Source organism: Bradyrhizobium sp. NBAIM01 (assembly GCF_020194115.1).
Taxonomy (GTDB): Bacteria; Pseudomonadota; Alphaproteobacteria; order Rhizobiales; family Xanthobacteraceae; genus Bradyrhizobium; species Bradyrhizobium yuanmingense.
In genome coordinates, this window is sequence record NZ_JADYVU010000009.1 from 20,247 (window position 1) to 37,249 (window position 17,003).

A 17,003-nucleotide genomic window follows, 5' to 3' on the forward strand; every position below is an offset into this window, starting at 1 on the left:
CATGAGTGAGAGCGCTGCACAGCGGCCGTCCGGACGGGGACGCTTCATCACTTTTGAAGGCGGCGAGGGCACGGGCAAGTCGACCCAGATCAAGAAGCTCGCCGACCGCCTGAAGGCGGCAAAGCTGCGCATCCGCGTGACGCGGGAGCCGGGCGGCTCGCCGGGCGCTGAAATCATGCGTCATCTGGTGCTGTCGGGCATGGGCAAGCTGCTCGGCCCCGAGGCCGAGACGCTGCTGTTTGCCGCCGCGCGCGATGACCATGTCCGCACCGTGATCCAGCCGGCGCTGAGCCAGGGCGTCTGGGTGCTGTGCGACCGCTTCGCGGATTCGACGCGGGCGTATCAGGGCAGCCTCGGCCAGGTGCCCGATGGCCTGATCAACGCGATGCAAAGGGTGACGATCGGCGACCTCAAGCCGGACCTCACCATCATCCTCGATTTGCCGGTCGAGATCGGCCTGCAACGTGCCGCCGCGCGCCGCGGCAGCGGCACGCCCGACAGGTTTGAGGCTGAGAAGCTCAGCTTTCACCAGGGCCTCCGCGAAGCCTATCGCAAGATCGCGGCGGAGGATCCCGCGCGCTGCGTGCTGATCGACGCCAATTCCGATCCGGACACGGTCGCCGCGCGCGTCTGGACGGCGCTGCGCGAGCGCCTGCTGCCAACGCCTGCGTCAGTGGTGTCGGTATGAGCCCGCGTCAGGCCGAGCGCGAAACCGCCATACCGCATCCGCGCGAGACGTCGCAGCTGTTCGGCCATCGCGAGGCGGAGGCCGCGCTGCTTGATGCCTATCGCAGCGGACGCATTCCGCATGCCTGGCTGATCGGCGGGCCACAGGGGATCGGCAAGGCGACGCTGGCCTATCGCATGGCGCGCTTCGTGCTCACCCATGCGCAGCCGCTGGCGCCGGCCGTGCAGCGCGCCGAAAGCCTTGCGATCGATCACGACGACGCCGTGGCGCGGCAGGTGGCGGCCGGCTCGCATGGCGGCCTGCTGACGCTCGAGCGCACCGCCAACGAGCGCGGCGTGATGCGCACCGTGATCACCGTGGACGAGACGCGCGAGACGATCGGTTTCTTCGGCTCGACCGCCGCGGCCGAAGGCTGGCGCGTCTGCATCGTCGACACCGTCGACGAGCTCAATCCGAACGCGGCCAACGCGCTTCTGAAGATCTTGGAGGAGCCGCCGCAGCAATCGCTGTTCCTGCTGGTGAGCCACGCGCCCGCGCGGGTGCTCGCCACGATCCAGTCGCGCTGCCGCAAGCTGCGCCTGCGGCCGCTCACCACGAACGATGTGATCGGCGCCGCCGCTTCGGCGGCTGAGCTCGATCCGAACGATGCCGCGCTGCGCGAGGCGGCCGAGGCCTCCGAGGGCAGCGTCGCACGGACGCTGACGTTGCTCGGTGGCGAGGCCCTGAAGCTTCAGCAGCGCACGGCAGCGCTGCTCGCGCGCCTGCCGCAGGTCGATCCGCGCGAATTGCACACGCTCGGCGATTCGCTCGGCACCAGCGACCGCGTGGCGCTTGCGGCCTTCATCGACGGCATCGACCGCTGGATTGCGGAGCGCCTGCATGCGGATGAGGCCAATGCCAACCAGAACCTGCCGCGCCTTGCGCGGCTAGCTGAGGTATGGGAAAAGATCGTCCGCGCCGCGCGCGACACCGAAACCTACAATCTGGAGCGAAAGCCCTTGGTTTTCTCGGTGTTCGGCTGGCTGGCGGACGCAACGCGCTAAAGCATGATCCGGAAAAGTGCGCAGCGGTTTTCCGAAAGATCATGCGCAAAACAATAACGGAACGCCGAGCCGTTTCCAAAATTCGAGAAGCCGGTAAAGGAATTCGTGGTGGCAACGCGAGCTAAGAAATCCGTCAAACGCAAGAGCGGCAAGAAGGCTGCGAAGAAGGCCGTCAAGAAAGCCGCGAAAAAGGCCAAGGCGCGCGCGGCCAAAGCTGCCAAGAAGGTCAAGAAGACCAAGAAGGCTGCCGTCAAGAAGAGCGTGAAGAAGGGCGCCGCAAAGAAGGCCGCGAAGAAGCAGGTCGTCGCCAAGAAGGCGGTGAAGAAAGCTGCCAAAAAGCCGGCCAAGGCTCCGGCGAAGAAGGTCGCGAAAAATGCGGCTGCGCCTGCCGTGACCGCCGCACCGACTCCCGTCGTGACGCCTGAGAAGCCAAAGGCGCCGAAGCCAAAGGCTCCTCGTTCGCCGAAGCCCGTCGCTTCTGCGCACGTTGCCGCGCCTGCGGTTGCCGCCGCGCGCGACAACATCTTCTACATCACCACCGCGATCGCCTATCCCAACGGTAGCCCGCATATCGGTCATGCCTATGAGGCGATCGCGACCGACGCCCTGGCGCGCTTTGCGCGGCTCGACGGCAAGGATGTGTTCTTTTTGACCGGCACCGACGAGCACGGTCAGAAGATGATTCAGACGGCGGCGAACGAAGGCATGTCCACCGCCGCGCTCGCGACGCGCAATGCCGGCCGCTTCAGAGAGATGGACGAGCGCCTGGACGTGTCGTTCGACCGCTTCATCCGCACCACCGAGGAGCAGCATCACCGCTCTAGCCAGGAGATCTGGCGCCGCATGGAAGCGAACGGCGACATCTACGCTGACACCTATTCGGGCTGGTACTCGGTCCGTGACGAGGCCTATTACGCCGAGGACGAGACGCGTGTGAACGACGATGGCGTGCGCTTGGGGCCGCAGGGCACGCCGGTGGAATGGGTGGAGGAGAAGAGCTATTTCTTCCGCTTGTCGGAGTACCAGGACAAGCTGCTCAAGCTCTATGCGGATCAGCCCGACTTCGTCGGGCCGGACTCGCGCAAGAACGAGGTGGTGAGCTTCGTCAAGGGCGGCCTGCGCGATCTCTCGATCTCGCGCACCACGTTCGATTGGGGCGTGAAGGTGCCCGGCGACGAAGAGCACGTGATGTATGTCTGGGTCGATGCGTTGACCAACTACATCACCGGCGTCGGTTTCCCCGATGAGAGCGACAAGAACTGGCGCTATTGGCCGGCCGACGTGCACGTCATCGGCAAGGACATCATCCGCTTCCATGCGGTGTATTGGCCGGCCTTCCTTTTGTCGGCGGGCATCCCGCTGCCGAAACGGGTCTATGCCCACGGCTTCCTGTTCAACAGGGGCGAGAAGATGTCGAAGTCGGTCGGCAACACTGTCGATCCCTTCAACCTCGCCGACCAGTACGGCGTCGACCAGTTGCGCTACTTCTTCTTGCGCGAGGTGCCGTTCGGCCAGGACGGCAACTACAATCACGAGGCGATTGTCGCGCGCATCAACGCCGATCTCGCCAACGATCTCGGCAATCTCGCGCAGCGCTCGCTGTCGATGATCGCAAAACAGCTCGGCGGCGTGCTGCCCGAGCCCGGCGAGTTCAGCGACAACGACAAGGCGATCCTGGCGATGGCCGACGGCATGATCGCTGCCTCGCGTGAAGCCATGGCGACGCAGCAGATTCATCAATGGCTCAACGCCGTCTGGGCCGTGGTCGCGGAGGCCAACCGCTATTTTGCGGGTGAAGCGCCGTGGGCGCTCGCCAAGACGGATCCGGCCAGGCAGAAGACGGTGCTCTACGTCACCGCCGAAGTCGTGCGTCAGATTGCGATCCTGGCTCAGCCCGCGATGCCGACCGCCTCCGGCAAGCTGCTCGACAGCCTCGGCATCCCCGAAGCCGAGCGCAATTTTGACATGCTCGGCGGCGCCAAGCGCATCGCGCCCGGTTCGACGCTGCCGGCGCCGATGCCGGCGTTCCCGCGCTACGTCGAGCCGGCGGCCTGAAGGCGTTCGCACGATGCTGGTCGACAGTCATTGCCATCTGGATTTTCCGGACTTTGCGGAAGATCTCGACGGTATCGTGTCGCGGGCGCGAGCCGCCGGGATCGCCCGCATGGTCACGATCTCGACGCGGGTCCGGCGGCTGCAGGACCTGCTCGCCATCGCGGAGCGCTATGACGACGTCTATTGCTCGGTCGGCACCCATCCGCATCATGCGGACGAGGAGGACGGCATCGCGCCGGATGAGCTGATTGCGCTGACCCAGCATCCCAAGGTCGTCGCGCTCGGCGAGGCCGGGCTCGATTATTTCTACGACAACGGCTCGCCGGAGGCGCAGGCGAGGGGCTTTCGCGCCCACATCGCCGCCGCCCGCACCACCGGACTGCCGCTGGTGATCCATACCCGCGAGGCCGACGAGGACTGCGCGCGCATCCTGGAAGAGGAGGCCGCAAAGGGATCGTTTCGCGCCGTCCTGCATTGTTACACGGGCGGGCGCGAGCTGGCACTGAAGGCGGTGTCGCTCGGGCTCTATATCGGCTTCACGGGAATCCTGACCTTCAAGAAATCGGAGACCTTACGCGCGATCGCAGCCGAACTGCCGCCCGATCGTATCCTGGTCGAAACAGACTCGCCCTATCTTGCGCCCGGCAAATTTCGGGGCAAGCGCAACGAGCCGGCCTACGTGGTCGAGGTCGCAAAGGTGCTCGCCGAGACGCGCGGCGTGTCGCTCGACGAGATCTCGCGCCAGACCAGCGAAAACTTCTTCCGCCTGTTCTCGAAGGTGAAAGCTTGAGACTGGGAGCCACATGACGCTGACGCTGACGATCCTGGGCTGCGGCTCCTCCGCCGGCGTGCCGCGCCCGGCGCTCGGCTGGGGCGCCTGTGATCCCAACAATCCCAAGAACCGCCGTCGTCGCTGCTCGCTGCTGGTCGAACGGACGTCCGAGCATGGCACGACACGCATCGTGATCGACACCTCGCCGGACCTGCGCGAACAATTGCTCTCGACCAATGTCGACCACATCGACGCGGTGTTCCTGACGCACGAACATGCCGACCAGACCCACGGCATGGATGATCTGCGCTCGGTCGTCATGCACATGCGCCGGCGCATTCCAACCTATTTCAACCAGTCGACCGCCAAGGACATCCTGTCGCGGTTCTCCTATTGCTTCATCTCGCCCGAGGGCAGCGATTATCCGCCGATCCTGACGCGGCATTCGATCGAGGCGGGAGAAAGCCAGACCATTCTGGGGAAGGGCGGCGCGGTGACGATGACCGCCTTTCTGGTGCAGCACGGCAACATCCCCGCGCTCGGCTACCGCATCGGGGATGCGGCCTACACGCCTGATCTCAATGATATCCCGCGCGAGAGCTGGGAGGCGCTGGAAAATCTCGATCTCTGGATCGTCGACGGCCTGCGCTACACCGGCCATGTCAGCCATTTCAGCATCAACGACGCGCTGTCCTGGATCGAGCGCTTCAAGCCGAAGCGCGCGGTCATCACCAACATGACCGCCGACGTCGATTATGAGGTTATCCGGCAGTCGCTGCCCCCTGGCGTGGTGCCGGCCTATGACGGGCTGCGGCTCGAGACGCACTAAACCCGCGGTGGAAATTCTCCTGCCAGCCGGCATAGACCTTGCTTGCACCGGCCCCATCATGTTGATCTAACGTCTGAAAGACAGGCGTTGGGCAGGGCGATATTCAAACAGGACCGGCAGTCGGATGCTATCGGTCCGTCGAGTCGCATCGTGTGAGGATGGGGATCGCGTTGGCAGAGGACGATGTAGCGACTCAGGGACCGGTACGACGCGCGCTGGACCTCCTCTATCTCGGCGCGGGCTATGCCGCGGGCGTCTTCCTGGTCGCGATCTTCGCAATCATGATGGTGATGTCGGTCGGGCGCCAGTTTGCGCTCAACATTCCCGCCGGCGATGATTTTGCGTCCTGGTGCATGGCGGCGATGGCGTTCCTCGGCCTCGCTCACACCTTCAAGCGCGGAGAGATGATCCGCGTCGGCCTGTTGCTGGAGCGCTTGCACGGGCGGACCAAGCAGATCGCGGAGGTCGTGGCGCTCGGCATTGCCGCTGCCTTCATTCTCTACTTCACCCGTCATGCTGTGCAGATGACCTACGATTCCTGGCGCTTCAACGACGTGGCGCAGGGCGTGGTCGCGCTTCCGCTCTGGATTCCCCAGCTCGGCTTCGCCGGCGGCCTCGTGATCCTCTCGATCGCGCTGATCGACGAGATGGTCAACGTCATCGGCGGCAACCGTCCGAGCTACGAGAAGGGCTCGCCCGACGAAACTCCGGAAGAGTTCGTCGAACGCATCTCGCAGGGCGGTGGGGGCTGACCATGGCCAGTCTCGGCATGATCGAGCTGTCGTTCGTCCTGCTCGGCGTCATGATCCTGCTGCTGGGAAGCGGCGTCTGGATCGCGGTCTCGCTCGGGCTGGTCGGCTTCGTGGCGATGGCGCTCACCACGAGCCTGCCGCTCGGCACCGTGCTTGCGACCACCACCTGGAGCGCGAGCTCATCCTGGACGCTGGCGGCCCTGCCGTTGTTCATCTGGATGGGAGAGATTCTCTTCCGCACCAAATTGTCGGAGGAAATGTTCCGCGGCCTGTCGCCCTGGGTGCAGTGGCTGCCGGGACGGCTGACACATGTGAACGTGATCGGCTGCGGCATCTTCGCGGCGGTGTCGGGTTCGTCGGCGGCGACCTGCGCGACGATCGGCAAGATCGCGCTGCCGGAGCTCGACAAGCGCGGCTATGACAAGGGCCTGAGCCTCGGATCGCTGGCGGGCTCGGGCACGCTCGGCCTGCTGATCCCGCCGTCGATTCCGATGGTGGTCTATGCCGTCACGGCGAACGTCTCCGTGCTTCAAGTGTTTCTCGGCGGCTTCCTGCCGGGATTGCTCGTGATCGCGCTCTATTCCGGCTACATCATCATCTGGTCGCTGCTCAACCCGACAAAGGTTCCGCCGCGCGATCCGCCGATGCCGCTCCGGCAGAAGCTGCGCGAGTCCGCCAAGCTCGCGCCCTGCCTGCTGCTGATCCTGGCGGTGTTCCTGTCGCTCGTTCTCGGCTTTGCGACGGCGACGGAGTGCGCGGCCTGGGGCGTTTCCGGCGCGCTGCTGCTAGCTTGGTGGAGCGGCACGCTCACGCGCAAGAACTTCCTCGAGAGCATCATGAGCGCGACGCGCCTGACCTGCATGATCATGCTGATCCTGGCAGGCGCGGCCTACACCACGGCGGCGATGGCCTATACGGGGATTCCGGCCGCGCTCGCCACCTGGGTCCAGGGCCAGCAGCTCACGCCGAGCATGCTGGCGCTGTATCTGAGCATCATGTACATCATCCTGGGTTGCCTGATCGACGGCATCTCGATGATCGTTCTGACCGCTGTCATCGTGCTGCCCATGGTCAGGCAGGCCGGCCTCGACCTGGTCTGGTTCGGCGTCTATCTGATCATCCACGTCGAAATGGCGCAGATCACGCCGCCGGTGGGGTTCAACCTGTTCGTGCTCCAGAACATGAGCGGCCGCGATACGTTCACGGTCGCGCGGGCGGCCTTCCCGTTCTTCGTGCTATTGCTCGCTGCGGTCTTCATAATCACGGAGTATCCGCAGATCGTGACGTTCCTGCCGAAGCTCGCTTTCCCAGACTGAGCGTACCCGTTCTCTAGATCGACTGTGAGGAGAAGTCCGATGATGTCTCGTTTATTCCACGCATCCTTGATTGCCGGCGTTGTGCTGGCCGCGACACCTGCCTTGGCTCAGAGCAAATGGAACCTGCCGGCAGCGTATCCTGCGGACAATCCGCACTCCGAAAACCTGGTCGCGTTCGCCAAGGACGTCGAAGCCGCCACCTCGGGCAAGCTCCAGATCACGGTTCATCCGGGCGCCTCGCTGTTCAAGGCGCCCGACATCAAGCGCGCCGTGGTGACCGGGCAGGCGCAGATGGGTGAGGTGCTGCTGTCGATCCACGAGAACGAAGACCCGATCTTCGGCGTCGACGTCGTGCCGTTCCTCGCGACCAGCTTCCCCGAGGCGACGAAGCTGTATCAGGCCTCCAAGCCTGCGATCGCCAAGAAGCTCGACGCGCAAGGTCTCAAGCTGCTGTTCGTGGTGCCGTGGGCACCGCAGGGCGTCTACGTCAACAAGCCGCTGGCCACGATCGAGGACATGAAGGGTCTGAAGTGGCGCGCCTACAATGTCGGGACCGCGCGGATCGGCGAACTGGTCGGCGCGCAATCGGTCACGATCCAGGCTGCGGAACTGCCACAGGCGTTGGCGACCGGCGTGGTGAACTCCTTCATGTCGTCGGGCGGCACCGGCTACGATTCGAAGGCGTGGGAGTCGCTCAAATACTTCTATGACGTGCAGGCCTGGATTCCGAAGAACTACACTTTCGTCAACAAGGCTGCGTTCGAGGCGCTCGACAAGCCGACCCAGGAGGCCATCCTGAAGGCCGCCGCCACCGCGGAGACGCGCGGCTGGAAGGCTTGGGAAGAGAAGGCCAATTGGTACCTCGGTCAGCTCAAGGCCAAAGGCATGACTGTCGAGCCGCCGAGCCCGGCACTGAAGGCCGGCTTCCAGAAGATCGGCGACCAGCTCACGGCCGACTGGCTTAAGAAGGCAGGGGCCGACGGTCAGGCGGTGCTCGACGCCTACAAGAAGATGTGAGGATGAGAGAGCTTCCACCCGCCGCAGGCGGGCGGAAGCTTCTTTGGCCGCTGGTCAGGCCGAGATCGCCTTCACCGAGCCGACTTCGTTGCGCAGCAGGAACTTTTGGATCTTGCCCGTGGACGTCTTCGGGATCGGCCCGAACACGACCGCCTTCGGCGTCTTGAAGCCGGACATCTGGCTGCGGCAGAAGGCGATGATATCCGCCTCGCTGGCACTGGCGCCCTCTTTCAGTTCGACGAAGGCGCAGGGCACTTCACCCCATTTCGGATCGGGCTTTGCCACCACGGCCGCGAACAGCACGGCCGGGTGCTTGTAGAGGATGTCCTCGACCTCGACCGAGGAAATGTTCTCGCCCCCGGAGATGATGATGTCCTTGGAGCGATCCTTGATGATGACGTAGCCGTGCTCGTCGAGCACGCCGAGATCGCCGGTGTGGAACCAGCCGCCTTCGAAAGCTTCCTTCGTCGCCTTCTCGTTCTTCAGGTAGCCCTTCATCACGATGTTGCCGCGGAACATGACCTCGCCGATGGTCTCGCCGTCGCGCGGCACCTGCTGCATCGTTTGCGGGTTGATCACGGTGACGCTTTCCTGCAGCGGGTAGGGCACGCCCTGCCGGCGCTTCATGCGCGCGCGCTCGGCGGCGGGCAGGTCATCCCAGCCCGGCTGCTCGGCGCAGACGGAGGCGGGGCCGTAGACCTCGGTCAGGCCGTAAACATGCGTCAGCTTGATGCCGATGCTTTCGGCGCCTTCCAGCACCGCGACCGGCGGCGCTGCGCCCGCGATCAGGCCGACGACGCGGCGGGCCGCATCGCCCTTTGGTGCATCGGGCGCGTTGATCAGCGTGTTGTAGACGATCGGCGCGCCGCACATATGGGTGACGCCGTGTTGCTTGATCAGCTCGAAGATCCTGGTCGGCTCGACCTTGCGCAGGCAGACATTGATGCCGGCGGCCGCCGCAATGGTCCAGGGAAAGCACCAGCCGTTGCAGTGGAACATCGGCAGCGTCCAGAGATAGACCGGATGCTGGCCGAGATTGCCGGCGAGGATGTTGCTGACGGCGTTCAGATAGGCGCCGCGATGATGGGTGACGACGCCCTTGGGATTGCCCGTCGTGCCCGAGGTGTAGCTCAGCGCAATCGCGTCCCATTCATCGCTCGGCGTGATCGGCGCGAAGCTTGGATCGCCTTCGGCGACGGCTGCCTCGTATTCGATCTCGCCGATGCGGGTGCCGCCCTTGAACGATGCATCGTCGACGTCGACCACCAGCGGCTTGGGGCCGGTCATCTGCGCCAGGGCCGCAGTGATGACGCCTGAAAACTCTGGATCGACCAGGATGATTTTCGCGCCGCCATGATCGAGCTGGAACGCGATCGAAGGCGCATCGAGGCGGATGTTGAGCGCGTTGAGCACGGCGCCGGTCATGGGCACCGCGAAGTGCGCCTCGTTCATCGCGGGAATGTTCGGCAGCATCGCCGCGACGGTGTCGCCGACGCCGATGCCCTTGCTCGAAAGCCACGAGGCGAACCGCCGGCAGCGCTCATAGGTCTGAGCCCAGGTGAAGCTGCGGCCTTCATAGACCGTGCTGACGTGATCGGGATAGACCGCGGCGCTGCGCGCGAGGAAGCTCAGCGGGCTCAGCGGCACATAGTTGGCTTGCGTCTTGTCGAGGCCGATATTGTACGGATTCTGTCGCTCACTCATCGACACCCTCCTTAAACCGCATCAAAGAAATCCGATCGAGATCCAGGGGAAGATCGCGACGATGATCAATCCCACCAGCAGCGCCAGCAGATAGCCCCAGATCGGCCTGATGCCTTCGGCCGGATCGACGCGCCCGATGGCGCAGGCGGCATAATAGCCGACGCCGAAGGGCGGGGCGAATAGCCCGATACCCATGGCGAGAATGATCACCATGGCGTAGTGCACCTCGTGCACGCCGACGGCGCGGGCGATCGGAAACAGCAGCGGTCCGAACAGCACGATCGCCGGGATGCCCTCCAGCACGCTGCCGAGGATGGTGAAGGCCAGGATCGACACGGCGATGAAGGTCGCAGCCCCGCCCGGCAATCCCGTCATGGCTGCAGCCAGCGAGCGCGAGAAGCCGGATTGGGTCAGGCCCCAGGCCATGCCGGTCGCCGTGCCGATGATCAGGAGGATCGCACCCGACAGCGCGGCGGTCTCGACGAGCATCGGAAACAGCCGCCGCCAGTCGAAGCGGCGGTAGATCAGAAGGCCCACGAGGGCGCCATAGACGATGCCGATGGTGGAGACTTCGGTCGCGGTCGCGATGCCCTCGACCACGGCATAGCGGATCACGAAAGGCAGCGCGAGCGCGGGCAGGGCGACGACGAAGGTCTTGCCGATCTCGGATGCCGTCGCGCGGCGGACGTGGCCCATGTCCTCGTGGCGGTAGCGCCACCACACCAGCATGCAGAGCGTGACGGCGAGCACGACGCCGGGCAGGAGGCCGCCGGTGAAGAGGGCGGCGATCGAGACGCCCGTGACCGAGCCGATCGTGATCAGCACGAGGCTGGGCGGGATGGTCTCGGTCTGGGCGCCGGTGGCCGCCAGCAGCGCGACGAGATCGCCGGGCTTGGCGCCGCGCTCTTTCATCTCCGGGAACAGCACGGGCGCGACTGCCGCCATGTCGGCCGCCTTGGCGCCAGAGATGCCGGAGACGAGGTACATCGCGCCGACCAGCACGTAATGCAGGCCGCCCCTGATATGGCCGAGCAGGCTTGCCAGGAACGCCACCATGGCCCGCGCCATGCCGGTCATCTCGATCAGTAACCCCAGAAACACGAACAGCGGCACGGAAAGCAGGATGAGGTGGCTCATGCCCTCGTCCATCCGCCCGACCAGCACCATGACCGGCGTGCGCGTGGTCAGCGCGAGATAGCCGTAGATCGCAAGACCAAAGCCGAACGCAATGGGAACCCCGGCAAAGACGCAGAAGCCGGCGACGCCGACGAAGAAGATGATGAGGTTGAGATTGCCGAGCGGCCGCAGCAATGGCTCGGCCAGCCAGAACAGGCCGATCACGACCGCAACCGACAGCACGGCGGCCGCAACCATGCGGTGGTCGGCGGCGCGCGCGAGCCGCAGCAGGGCAAAGGCCGCCATCAGGCCGATGCCGGCCGGCAGCGCGGCGGCGCGCCACATATTGGAGATCTGCAGCGCCGGCGTCGTGATGTAGCTTTCTTCATAGGCGTAGTCGGAGGCCGGCCACACAATCAGGATCAGGAACGCCAGGGCCGCGGAGGTCGCGACCAGATCGAGATAGGCCCGCATCGCCGGCCTGGCGCTGGCGACGACCGCCGTCATGCGCATGTGCTCGGAGCGGCGGAACGCAACCGCCGCTCCCAGCATGGCGAGCCACAGGAACAGGATCGAGGCGAGCTCGTCCGACCAGATCAGCGGCCGGTGCAGGCCATAGCGTGCGACCACCCCGGCAAACAGGATCACGATCTCGGCGACCACCAGGATCGCCGTCGGGATTTCGACGACGAGGCCGAGCACGCGCTCGACTGAGGCCAGCAGCGAAGGTCGGCGAGGGGACTGCAACGTCACCTCGCCCACCACTTCGGTCACCTCGATCTCGACGTGAGCCATCCTGATACCGACCTCGACGGCCCCAACGCGCTACGACAGCTTGCCCACGGCCTTCTCCAGAAGCCCCCAGGCCTGATCGCCATATTTGCCCTTCCATTCGGCATAGAAGCCGGCCGAGCGCAGCTTGTCGCGGAACGGCGCGATGGCCGGCTGGTTGAAGGCCAGGCCCTTGCCCGCGAGCTCCTGCTGCAGGTTGGCGTTCAGCTTGGCGGTATCCTCGCGTTCCCTGACGGCGGCGGCATTGATGTTCTTGGCGACGACGGTGCGCACGTCCTGCGGCAGCTTTTCCCAGGCTCTGCGGTTGGCCAGGAACCAGAAGCCGTCCCACATGTGATTGGTCAGCGAGCAGTACTTCTGCACCTCGTAGAGCTTGCCGGTCGAGATGATCGCCAGCGGGTTCTCCTGGCCCTCGACGATCCTGGTCTGGAGCGCGGAATAAACCTCGCTGAAATTGATCGAGGCGGGCGCCGCATCGAACGCCTTGAACATCGAGGTCCACAGCGGCGACACCGGCACGCGGATCTTGAAGCCCTTGAGGTCGTCAGGCCCGGCGATGGGCTTGGTCGACGACGTGGTCTGGCGGAAGCCGTTGTCCCAGATCTTGTCCATGACCTCCAGGCCGGCCTTCTTGATCTCGCCGCGGACATGGGCGCCGAGATCGCCATCCATGGCCTTCCAGACCGTGTCGTAGTCTGGGAACGCGAAGCCGATGCCGTTGATGGACGCCGCCGGCACCAGGGTCGACAGGATCAGGCCGGACAGCGTGAAGAACTCGACGCCGCCGGAGCGGATCTGGCTCAGCATGTCGGTGTCGGAACCGAGCTGGTTGTTCGGGAAAATCTGCAGGTCGAACTTGCCGCCTGTCTCGGTCTTGATCGCCGCCGCCATCTCCTTGGCGCGGACGTTGAGCGGATGGGTGTCGGGCAGGTTATTGGCGTACTTGTAAGTGAACTCGGCGCTCTGGGCGCGGGCCACATGGGGCGCACCGAGGCCGCCGAGGACCGCGGTCGCGGCGGAAGCCTTGAGAAGCGTGCGTCGGGAATAGCGCGTGGAAAGGACCATGGGTCTGCTTCCTCGGAAGGTTTGTTGTTGTTCTGAGATGCAAACCTATACGGGCGGTCGGCCTTAGGGTCATCTGCGATCTCGCGGATGCCTCGCTTATTGCAGCCGGACAAGGTCACGGCAATATCGGCTTTCGCAGACCTCGACCCGTTTCAAAACCTGAAAAACAACCCCATGCACAGTAGACGTCAAGAGCTAAGACGACGGCCGACGCGCAGACGGAGATACGGGCTTTGGCGAAGGTCGGATGTCAGCAATTCCGCCTAAATAACTGATCTGATTGTACATAAACATATTCCATAATATACCTTATGCGAATTGTGGATTTTGCTCTGGCGACGGCATCCGACCGCTCGCATCGCACCGAGGCCCACCCTGAGATTCCGTCTGGGACGCTTTCGACGGCCTGCCGGCCACTGTCCTTCGGACAAGCCGCCATGCGATCGACGGCACCCATAGCCACGATTGCCGCAAGCGCGTTACGCCGCCGACAGCGATCGGAGCCAAGCCAATCTCGAGATCGCTTGCTCTGCCAGTCGCTGCAGGCGTTCGAGGTGGGCCGCATCGGTCGCCCGTTCGGCGCCTTCGAGGTAGCCGTCGACGAGCGCTTCGGCGACCTCCAATGGGCCTTTGCGTTCCATGGGCGCCGGAAAGCTTCCCGCACCCACGGCGGCGTCGGCCATCTCGATTGCCTGTTGGCGAATGCCCCTTATCCGGACCGCCGCTGGCCCGCTCAGGCGTGGTTCCATCTCGGCAAGTTGCGCGGCCAGGCGGAGCTCGAGCCGCTGCGCGTCGATATGCGGCGGTCGAGGCTCCGCCGACGTCTCGGCACGGCTCCGTTCGTGTTCGTGGCGATATGCGCGCCGCCTCTCCTTCCGCAGCGCGGCGACATGGCCGAGTTCCTCCCTTGCCATGGCCTCGGACGCCTTCTTGACTTCAGCATCCCGGGAATAGGCTGCCAGGTAGGACCAGAACGCGAAGGCCCGTTCCTCATTGCGCACTGCCATCGCTAACGCGCGGTACGGCGTCAAAAGCCGCGAGGTGTTCACCTCAGCGGCGGTCTCTGCATCGAAGGTCTCGGGCGCTTCCCAGCGCACCAGCGCAGGATCCGGATCCTTGCCGCAGCGCGATTGCGACCATCGTGCGACGCTGTCGACGTGCTCGCGTTCCGCGGCTGCGAGTTGGGTGAATACCGCCGCCAAGTCGTTCTTGTTCTGCCGACGCATCTCATCGGCAAATCCGCTGTACCTGTTCGCGGCCTCCTGTTCCATGGCATGCGCGAGCGCGAACAGCTCATCAAGCGACTGCAAGGCACCGGTCGGCTCGGCTCCCAGGAGAGCCTTTCGAAGCAGAGGCATTGCCGAATTCCTTCGCTGTTTGATCCAGCGCAATGAGGCATCGTGTCCGGATACTAACAAGGCTGTATTGACGCGAGTCAATTCGGCTCAGGCAAGGAGCCTGCCAACCCGGCGTCAGCGGCGATCCCGGGACATCAAACTTTCGAATCGAATGAAAAGCTGTCCTCGTTTGGGGCGGCTGTTCCACCTGTGGTGCTCATGGCCCGGAGTTGTTCCGCAACCGCAAACGATTGGCTCGGCGGCCCGTTGCTCGCCGTCCTCTTTGCGATCTGTGCAACGCTGTGGCTCGAACCCGCATGCGCCGCAGGAAATCTTGCCGGTTATCTTTCCAAAACATCGCCTGCTGACTTCTTCCCAAGCGCCGAGCGGTTCGGACCTCCGCAGGGCGATCCGCCCATCGTGCCCGTCTATCGTGGCGACCAGCTCCAAGGTTTCGTGTTCCTGAACTCCGACTTCGCCAACACCGTCGGCTACTCCGGCAAACCGATTCACTTGCTGGCTGGAATCGATCCCAACGGCGTCATGACCGGCATCAAGCTCGTCGATCACAAGGAGCCGATCGTGCTGGTCGGCATTCCCGAGGCGCGCATCATCGCTGCCGTGAACGCGCTGATCGGCAAAGACATGAAGCCGGTCGCAAGTGGTGCCGAGAGGCCACCGCAGGTCGACATCGTCAGCGGCGCAACCGTCACCGTGCTGGTGATGGGCGACAGCATCGTTCGTGCGGCGTCCAAGCTGATCCGAAGCGGCCGTGTTGGCGGCGGCAACGGCGCGGCGGTTTCAGCTGCCCTGCCCCCCGTCATCAAGACGCTGGATCTCGAACACAGCGAAGTCCGCGACTGGGAGAGCCTCGTCGGCGACGGTTCGATCCGCCGGCTTCATCTCGGCATCGGAGACATCAACGACGCCTTTGCAAAATCCGGCAGCGCTGCGGCGACTCAATATCCCGAACCGGGTGACGCGAACGACACCTTCATCGATCTTTACGTCGCCCTCGCGAGTGCGCCCACGATCGGCCGCAGCCTCCTTGGCGAGGATGGCTATCGACGCTTGAAGGAGGGCCTTAAGCCCGGACAGCAGGCGATCATCGTCGCCGGCAACGGCCCCTACTCCTTCAAGGGCTCGGCCTATGTGCGCGGTGGTATCTTCGATCGGATCGAAATCCTGCAGGAAGGCAACAGCACCCGCTTCCGCGACCGGAACCATACCCGCCTTGGTGCGCTGGACGCGGTCGGCGCGCCGGAGTTCAGGGAAATCGCGCTGTTCGTCACGCCTCCCGAGTTCACGCTGGATCCAACGCAGCCGTGGCAGCTTCAGCTCCTGGTGCAGCGCAGCCTCGGCGGCCGCGACAAGGCATTCCTGACCTTCGACGTCAACTACACCCTGCCCGATAGCTACATACGCCGCGAGCAGCGGGCCGTGACCGTGCCAGAGAGCGCAGCGCCTCCGCCCTCGCAGGCAGCCGTCGCGGCCGCCCCGCCGGCGGAGGCGGACGAGCCACTCTGGATGCGGATCTGGCGATCGAGCACGGTCTCGATCGCCATCACCGCCTTCATGCTGGCCGCCCTCACCGGCGTCTTCTTCTTCCAAAACCTCTTGGTGCGCCGCCCGGTGCTCTACACCTGGGTGCGGCGGGGCTATCTCGCCTTCGTTCTGGTCTGGCTCGGCTGGTACGCCAACGCGCAGCTCTCCGTCGTCAACGTCGTCACCTTCACCAACGCGCTGGTGACCGGCTTCCACTGGGAATTCTTCCTCGCCGCGCCGCTGATCTTCATTCTATGGGCGGCGACGGCCGGCGGGCTCCTGTTCTGGGGGCGCGGACCGTTCTGCGGTTGGCTGTGTCCCTTTGGCGCACTGCAGGAGCTCACCAACACGGCTGCGAAATGGCTGAAGGTGCCGCAAATAACGGTGCCGTGGGGACTGCATGAACGGCTATGGCCGATCAAGTACATCATCTTTCTCGGACTGTTCGGGCTGTCGCTCTACTCCGTCGAGATGGCCGAGCGATTTGCCGAGGTCGAGCCGTTCAAGACCGCGATCATCCTGAAATTCTCACGAAGCTGGCCGTTCGTGGCCTATGCAGTCGCCCTGCTCGTCATCGGCCTCTTCATCGAGCGCTTCTTCTGTCGCTACCTCTGTCCGCTCGGCGCGGCGCTCGCGATTCCCGGGCGCATGCGGACGTTCGAATGGCTGCGCCGCTGGGAAGAATGCGGCTCGCCGTGTCAGCGCTGCGCCAAGGAATGCCCGGTGCAGTCGATCCATCCCGAGGGGCACATCAACGTCAACGAATGCATCTACTGCATGCATTGTCAGGAACTCTATTACGACGACCACCGCTGCCCGCACATGATCCAGGTGCGGCTCAAGCGCGAGAAGTTCGCGGCGATGTCGTCGCCCTCGATGCGCTCCGGCGGCAAGGGTCCCGCGACCGTCATTACCGCCGGTGGCAAGCCCGTTGCCGCATCGGCAGTCCTCTCTCCACCCCCAAACTGAACC

General features: G+C 64.5%; 13 protein-coding genes. 9 read left to right on the forward strand and 4 right to left on the reverse strand.

Features of this window, described 5'->3' with window-relative positions; genetic code table 11:
* Position 1 precedes the first annotated feature (1 nt).
* The 8 genes from tmk (at position 2) to I6F31_RS25915 (ending at position 8,472) form a co-directional block, all read left to right on the forward strand.
* Complete coding sequence (tmk, locus tag I6F31_RS25880; protein ID WP_225112893.1) at positions 2-688, forward strand: dTMP kinase; 687 nt, start codon at positions 2-4, stop codon at positions 686-688.
* Positions 685-1,731 (forward strand): DNA polymerase III subunit delta', encoded by a 1,047-nt coding sequence (locus I6F31_RS25885; protein ID WP_225140893.1) that lies wholly within the window; start codon positions 685-687, stop codon positions 1,729-1,731. Before tmk ends, I6F31_RS25885 begins: the two co-directional genes overlap by 4 nt.
* A gap of 108 nt (positions 1,732-1,839) precedes the next feature.
* Entirely contained in the window at positions 1,840-3,786 is a 1,947-nt protein-coding gene (gene metG / locus I6F31_RS25890) for a methionine--tRNA ligase (RefSeq protein WP_074448020.1), read from the forward strand.
* Positions 3,787-3,799: 13 nt separating this feature from the next.
* Complete coding sequence (locus tag I6F31_RS25895; protein WP_036039597.1) at positions 3,800-4,576, forward strand: TatD family hydrolase; 777 nt, start codon at positions 3,800-3,802, stop codon at positions 4,574-4,576.
* A gap of 13 nt (positions 4,577-4,589) precedes the next feature.
* Positions 4,590-5,387, forward strand: coding sequence for an MBL fold metallo-hydrolase (locus tag I6F31_RS25900; RefSeq protein WP_035999229.1), 798 nt, complete (start codon positions 4,590-4,592; stop codon positions 5,385-5,387).
* 158 nt (positions 5,388-5,545) lie between these two features.
* Positions 5,546-6,139 carry a TRAP transporter small permease gene (locus I6F31_RS25905; RefSeq protein ID WP_035999231.1) on the forward strand — a complete coding sequence of 198 codons (594 nt, stop codon included), beginning with the start codon at positions 5,546-5,548 and terminating at the stop codon, positions 6,137-6,139.
* A gap of 2 nt (positions 6,140-6,141) precedes the next feature.
* Entirely contained in the window at positions 6,142-7,455 is a 1,314-nt protein-coding gene (locus tag I6F31_RS25910) for a TRAP transporter large permease subunit (protein WP_035999234.1), read from the forward strand.
* 39 nt (positions 7,456-7,494) lie between these two features.
* On the forward strand, positions 7,495-8,472 hold the full coding sequence (locus I6F31_RS25915; RefSeq protein WP_057029200.1) for a TRAP transporter substrate-binding protein: 978 nt from the start codon (positions 7,495-7,497) through the stop codon (positions 8,470-8,472).
* Between the two features lie 54 nt (positions 8,473-8,526).
* Here the strand turns inward: I6F31_RS25915 and I6F31_RS25920 are convergent, their stop codons facing one another.
* From I6F31_RS25920 to I6F31_RS25935, 4 genes are all read right to left on the reverse strand, one after another.
* Positions 8,527-10,176, reverse strand: a complete 1,650-nt coding sequence (locus I6F31_RS25920; RefSeq protein WP_225112888.1) for an acyl-CoA synthetase — start codon at positions 10,174-10,176, stop codon at positions 8,527-8,529.
* 21 nt (positions 10,177-10,197) lie between these two features.
* The gene (locus tag I6F31_RS25925) at positions 10,198-12,087 is read right to left on the reverse strand and encodes a TRAP transporter large permease subunit (RefSeq protein ID WP_225186322.1); all 1,890 of its coding nucleotides are present in this window, start codon (positions 12,085-12,087) and stop codon (positions 10,198-10,200) included.
* Between the two features lie 30 nt (positions 12,088-12,117).
* Positions 12,118-13,149, reverse strand: coding sequence for a TRAP transporter substrate-binding protein (locus tag I6F31_RS25930; RefSeq protein WP_225186323.1), 1,032 nt, complete (start codon positions 13,147-13,149; stop codon positions 12,118-12,120).
* A 479-nt stretch (positions 13,150-13,628) separates the two neighbouring features.
* On the reverse strand, positions 13,629-14,507 hold the full coding sequence (locus tag I6F31_RS25935; protein WP_225186324.1) for a ferritin family protein: 879 nt from the start codon (positions 14,505-14,507) through the stop codon (positions 13,629-13,631).
* A 198-nt stretch (positions 14,508-14,705) separates the two neighbouring features.
* On the opposite strand from I6F31_RS25935, the gene I6F31_RS25940 reads away from it, so the two are divergent.
* A complete protein-coding gene (locus tag I6F31_RS25940; protein ID WP_225186325.1) occupies positions 14,706-17,000 on the forward strand; it encodes a NosR/NirI family protein in 2,295 nt (764 codons plus the stop codon).
* Positions 17,001-17,003 lie beyond the last annotated feature (3 nt).

What these genes read in the sequence shown, in the direction of transcription:
- tmk (WP_225112893.1), top strand. Translation starts at nt 2, where the DNA reads ATGAGTGAGAGCGCTGCACAGCGGCCGTCCGGACGGGGACGCTTCATC.
- I6F31_RS25885 (WP_225140893.1), top strand. Translation starts at nt 685, where the DNA reads ATGAGCCCGCGTCAGGCCGAGCGCGAAACCGCCATACCGCATCCGCGC.
- I6F31_RS25895 (WP_036039597.1), top strand. Translation starts at nt 3,800, where the DNA reads ATGCTGGTCGACAGTCATTGCCATCTGGATTTTCCGGACTTTGCGGAA.
- I6F31_RS25900 (WP_035999229.1), top strand. Translation starts at nt 4,590, where the DNA reads ATGACGCTGACGCTGACGATCCTGGGCTGCGGCTCCTCCGCCGGCGTG.
- I6F31_RS25905 (WP_035999231.1), top strand. Translation starts at nt 5,546, where the DNA reads ATGGGGATCGCGTTGGCAGAGGACGATGTAGCGACTCAGGGACCGGTA.
- I6F31_RS25910 (WP_035999234.1), top strand. Translation starts at nt 6,142, where the DNA reads ATGGCCAGTCTCGGCATGATCGAGCTGTCGTTCGTCCTGCTCGGCGTC.
- I6F31_RS25915 (WP_057029200.1), top strand. Translation starts at nt 7,495, where the DNA reads ATGATGTCTCGTTTATTCCACGCATCCTTGATTGCCGGCGTTGTGCTG.
- I6F31_RS25920 (WP_225112888.1), bottom strand. Translation starts at nt 10,176, where the DNA reads ATGAGTGAGCGACAGAATCCGTACAATATCGGCCTCGACAAGACGCAA.
- I6F31_RS25925 (WP_225186322.1), bottom strand. Translation starts at nt 12,087, where the DNA reads ATGGCTCACGTCGAGATCGAGGTGACCGAAGTGGTGGGCGAGGTGACG.
- I6F31_RS25930 (WP_225186323.1), bottom strand. Translation starts at nt 13,149, where the DNA reads ATGGTCCTTTCCACGCGCTATTCCCGACGCACGCTTCTCAAGGCTTCC.
- I6F31_RS25935 (WP_225186324.1), bottom strand. Translation starts at nt 14,507, where the DNA reads ATGCCTCTGCTTCGAAAGGCTCTCCTGGGAGCCGAGCCGACCGGTGCC.
- I6F31_RS25940 (WP_225186325.1), top strand. Translation starts at nt 14,706, where the DNA reads ATGGCCCGGAGTTGTTCCGCAACCGCAAACGATTGGCTCGGCGGCCCG.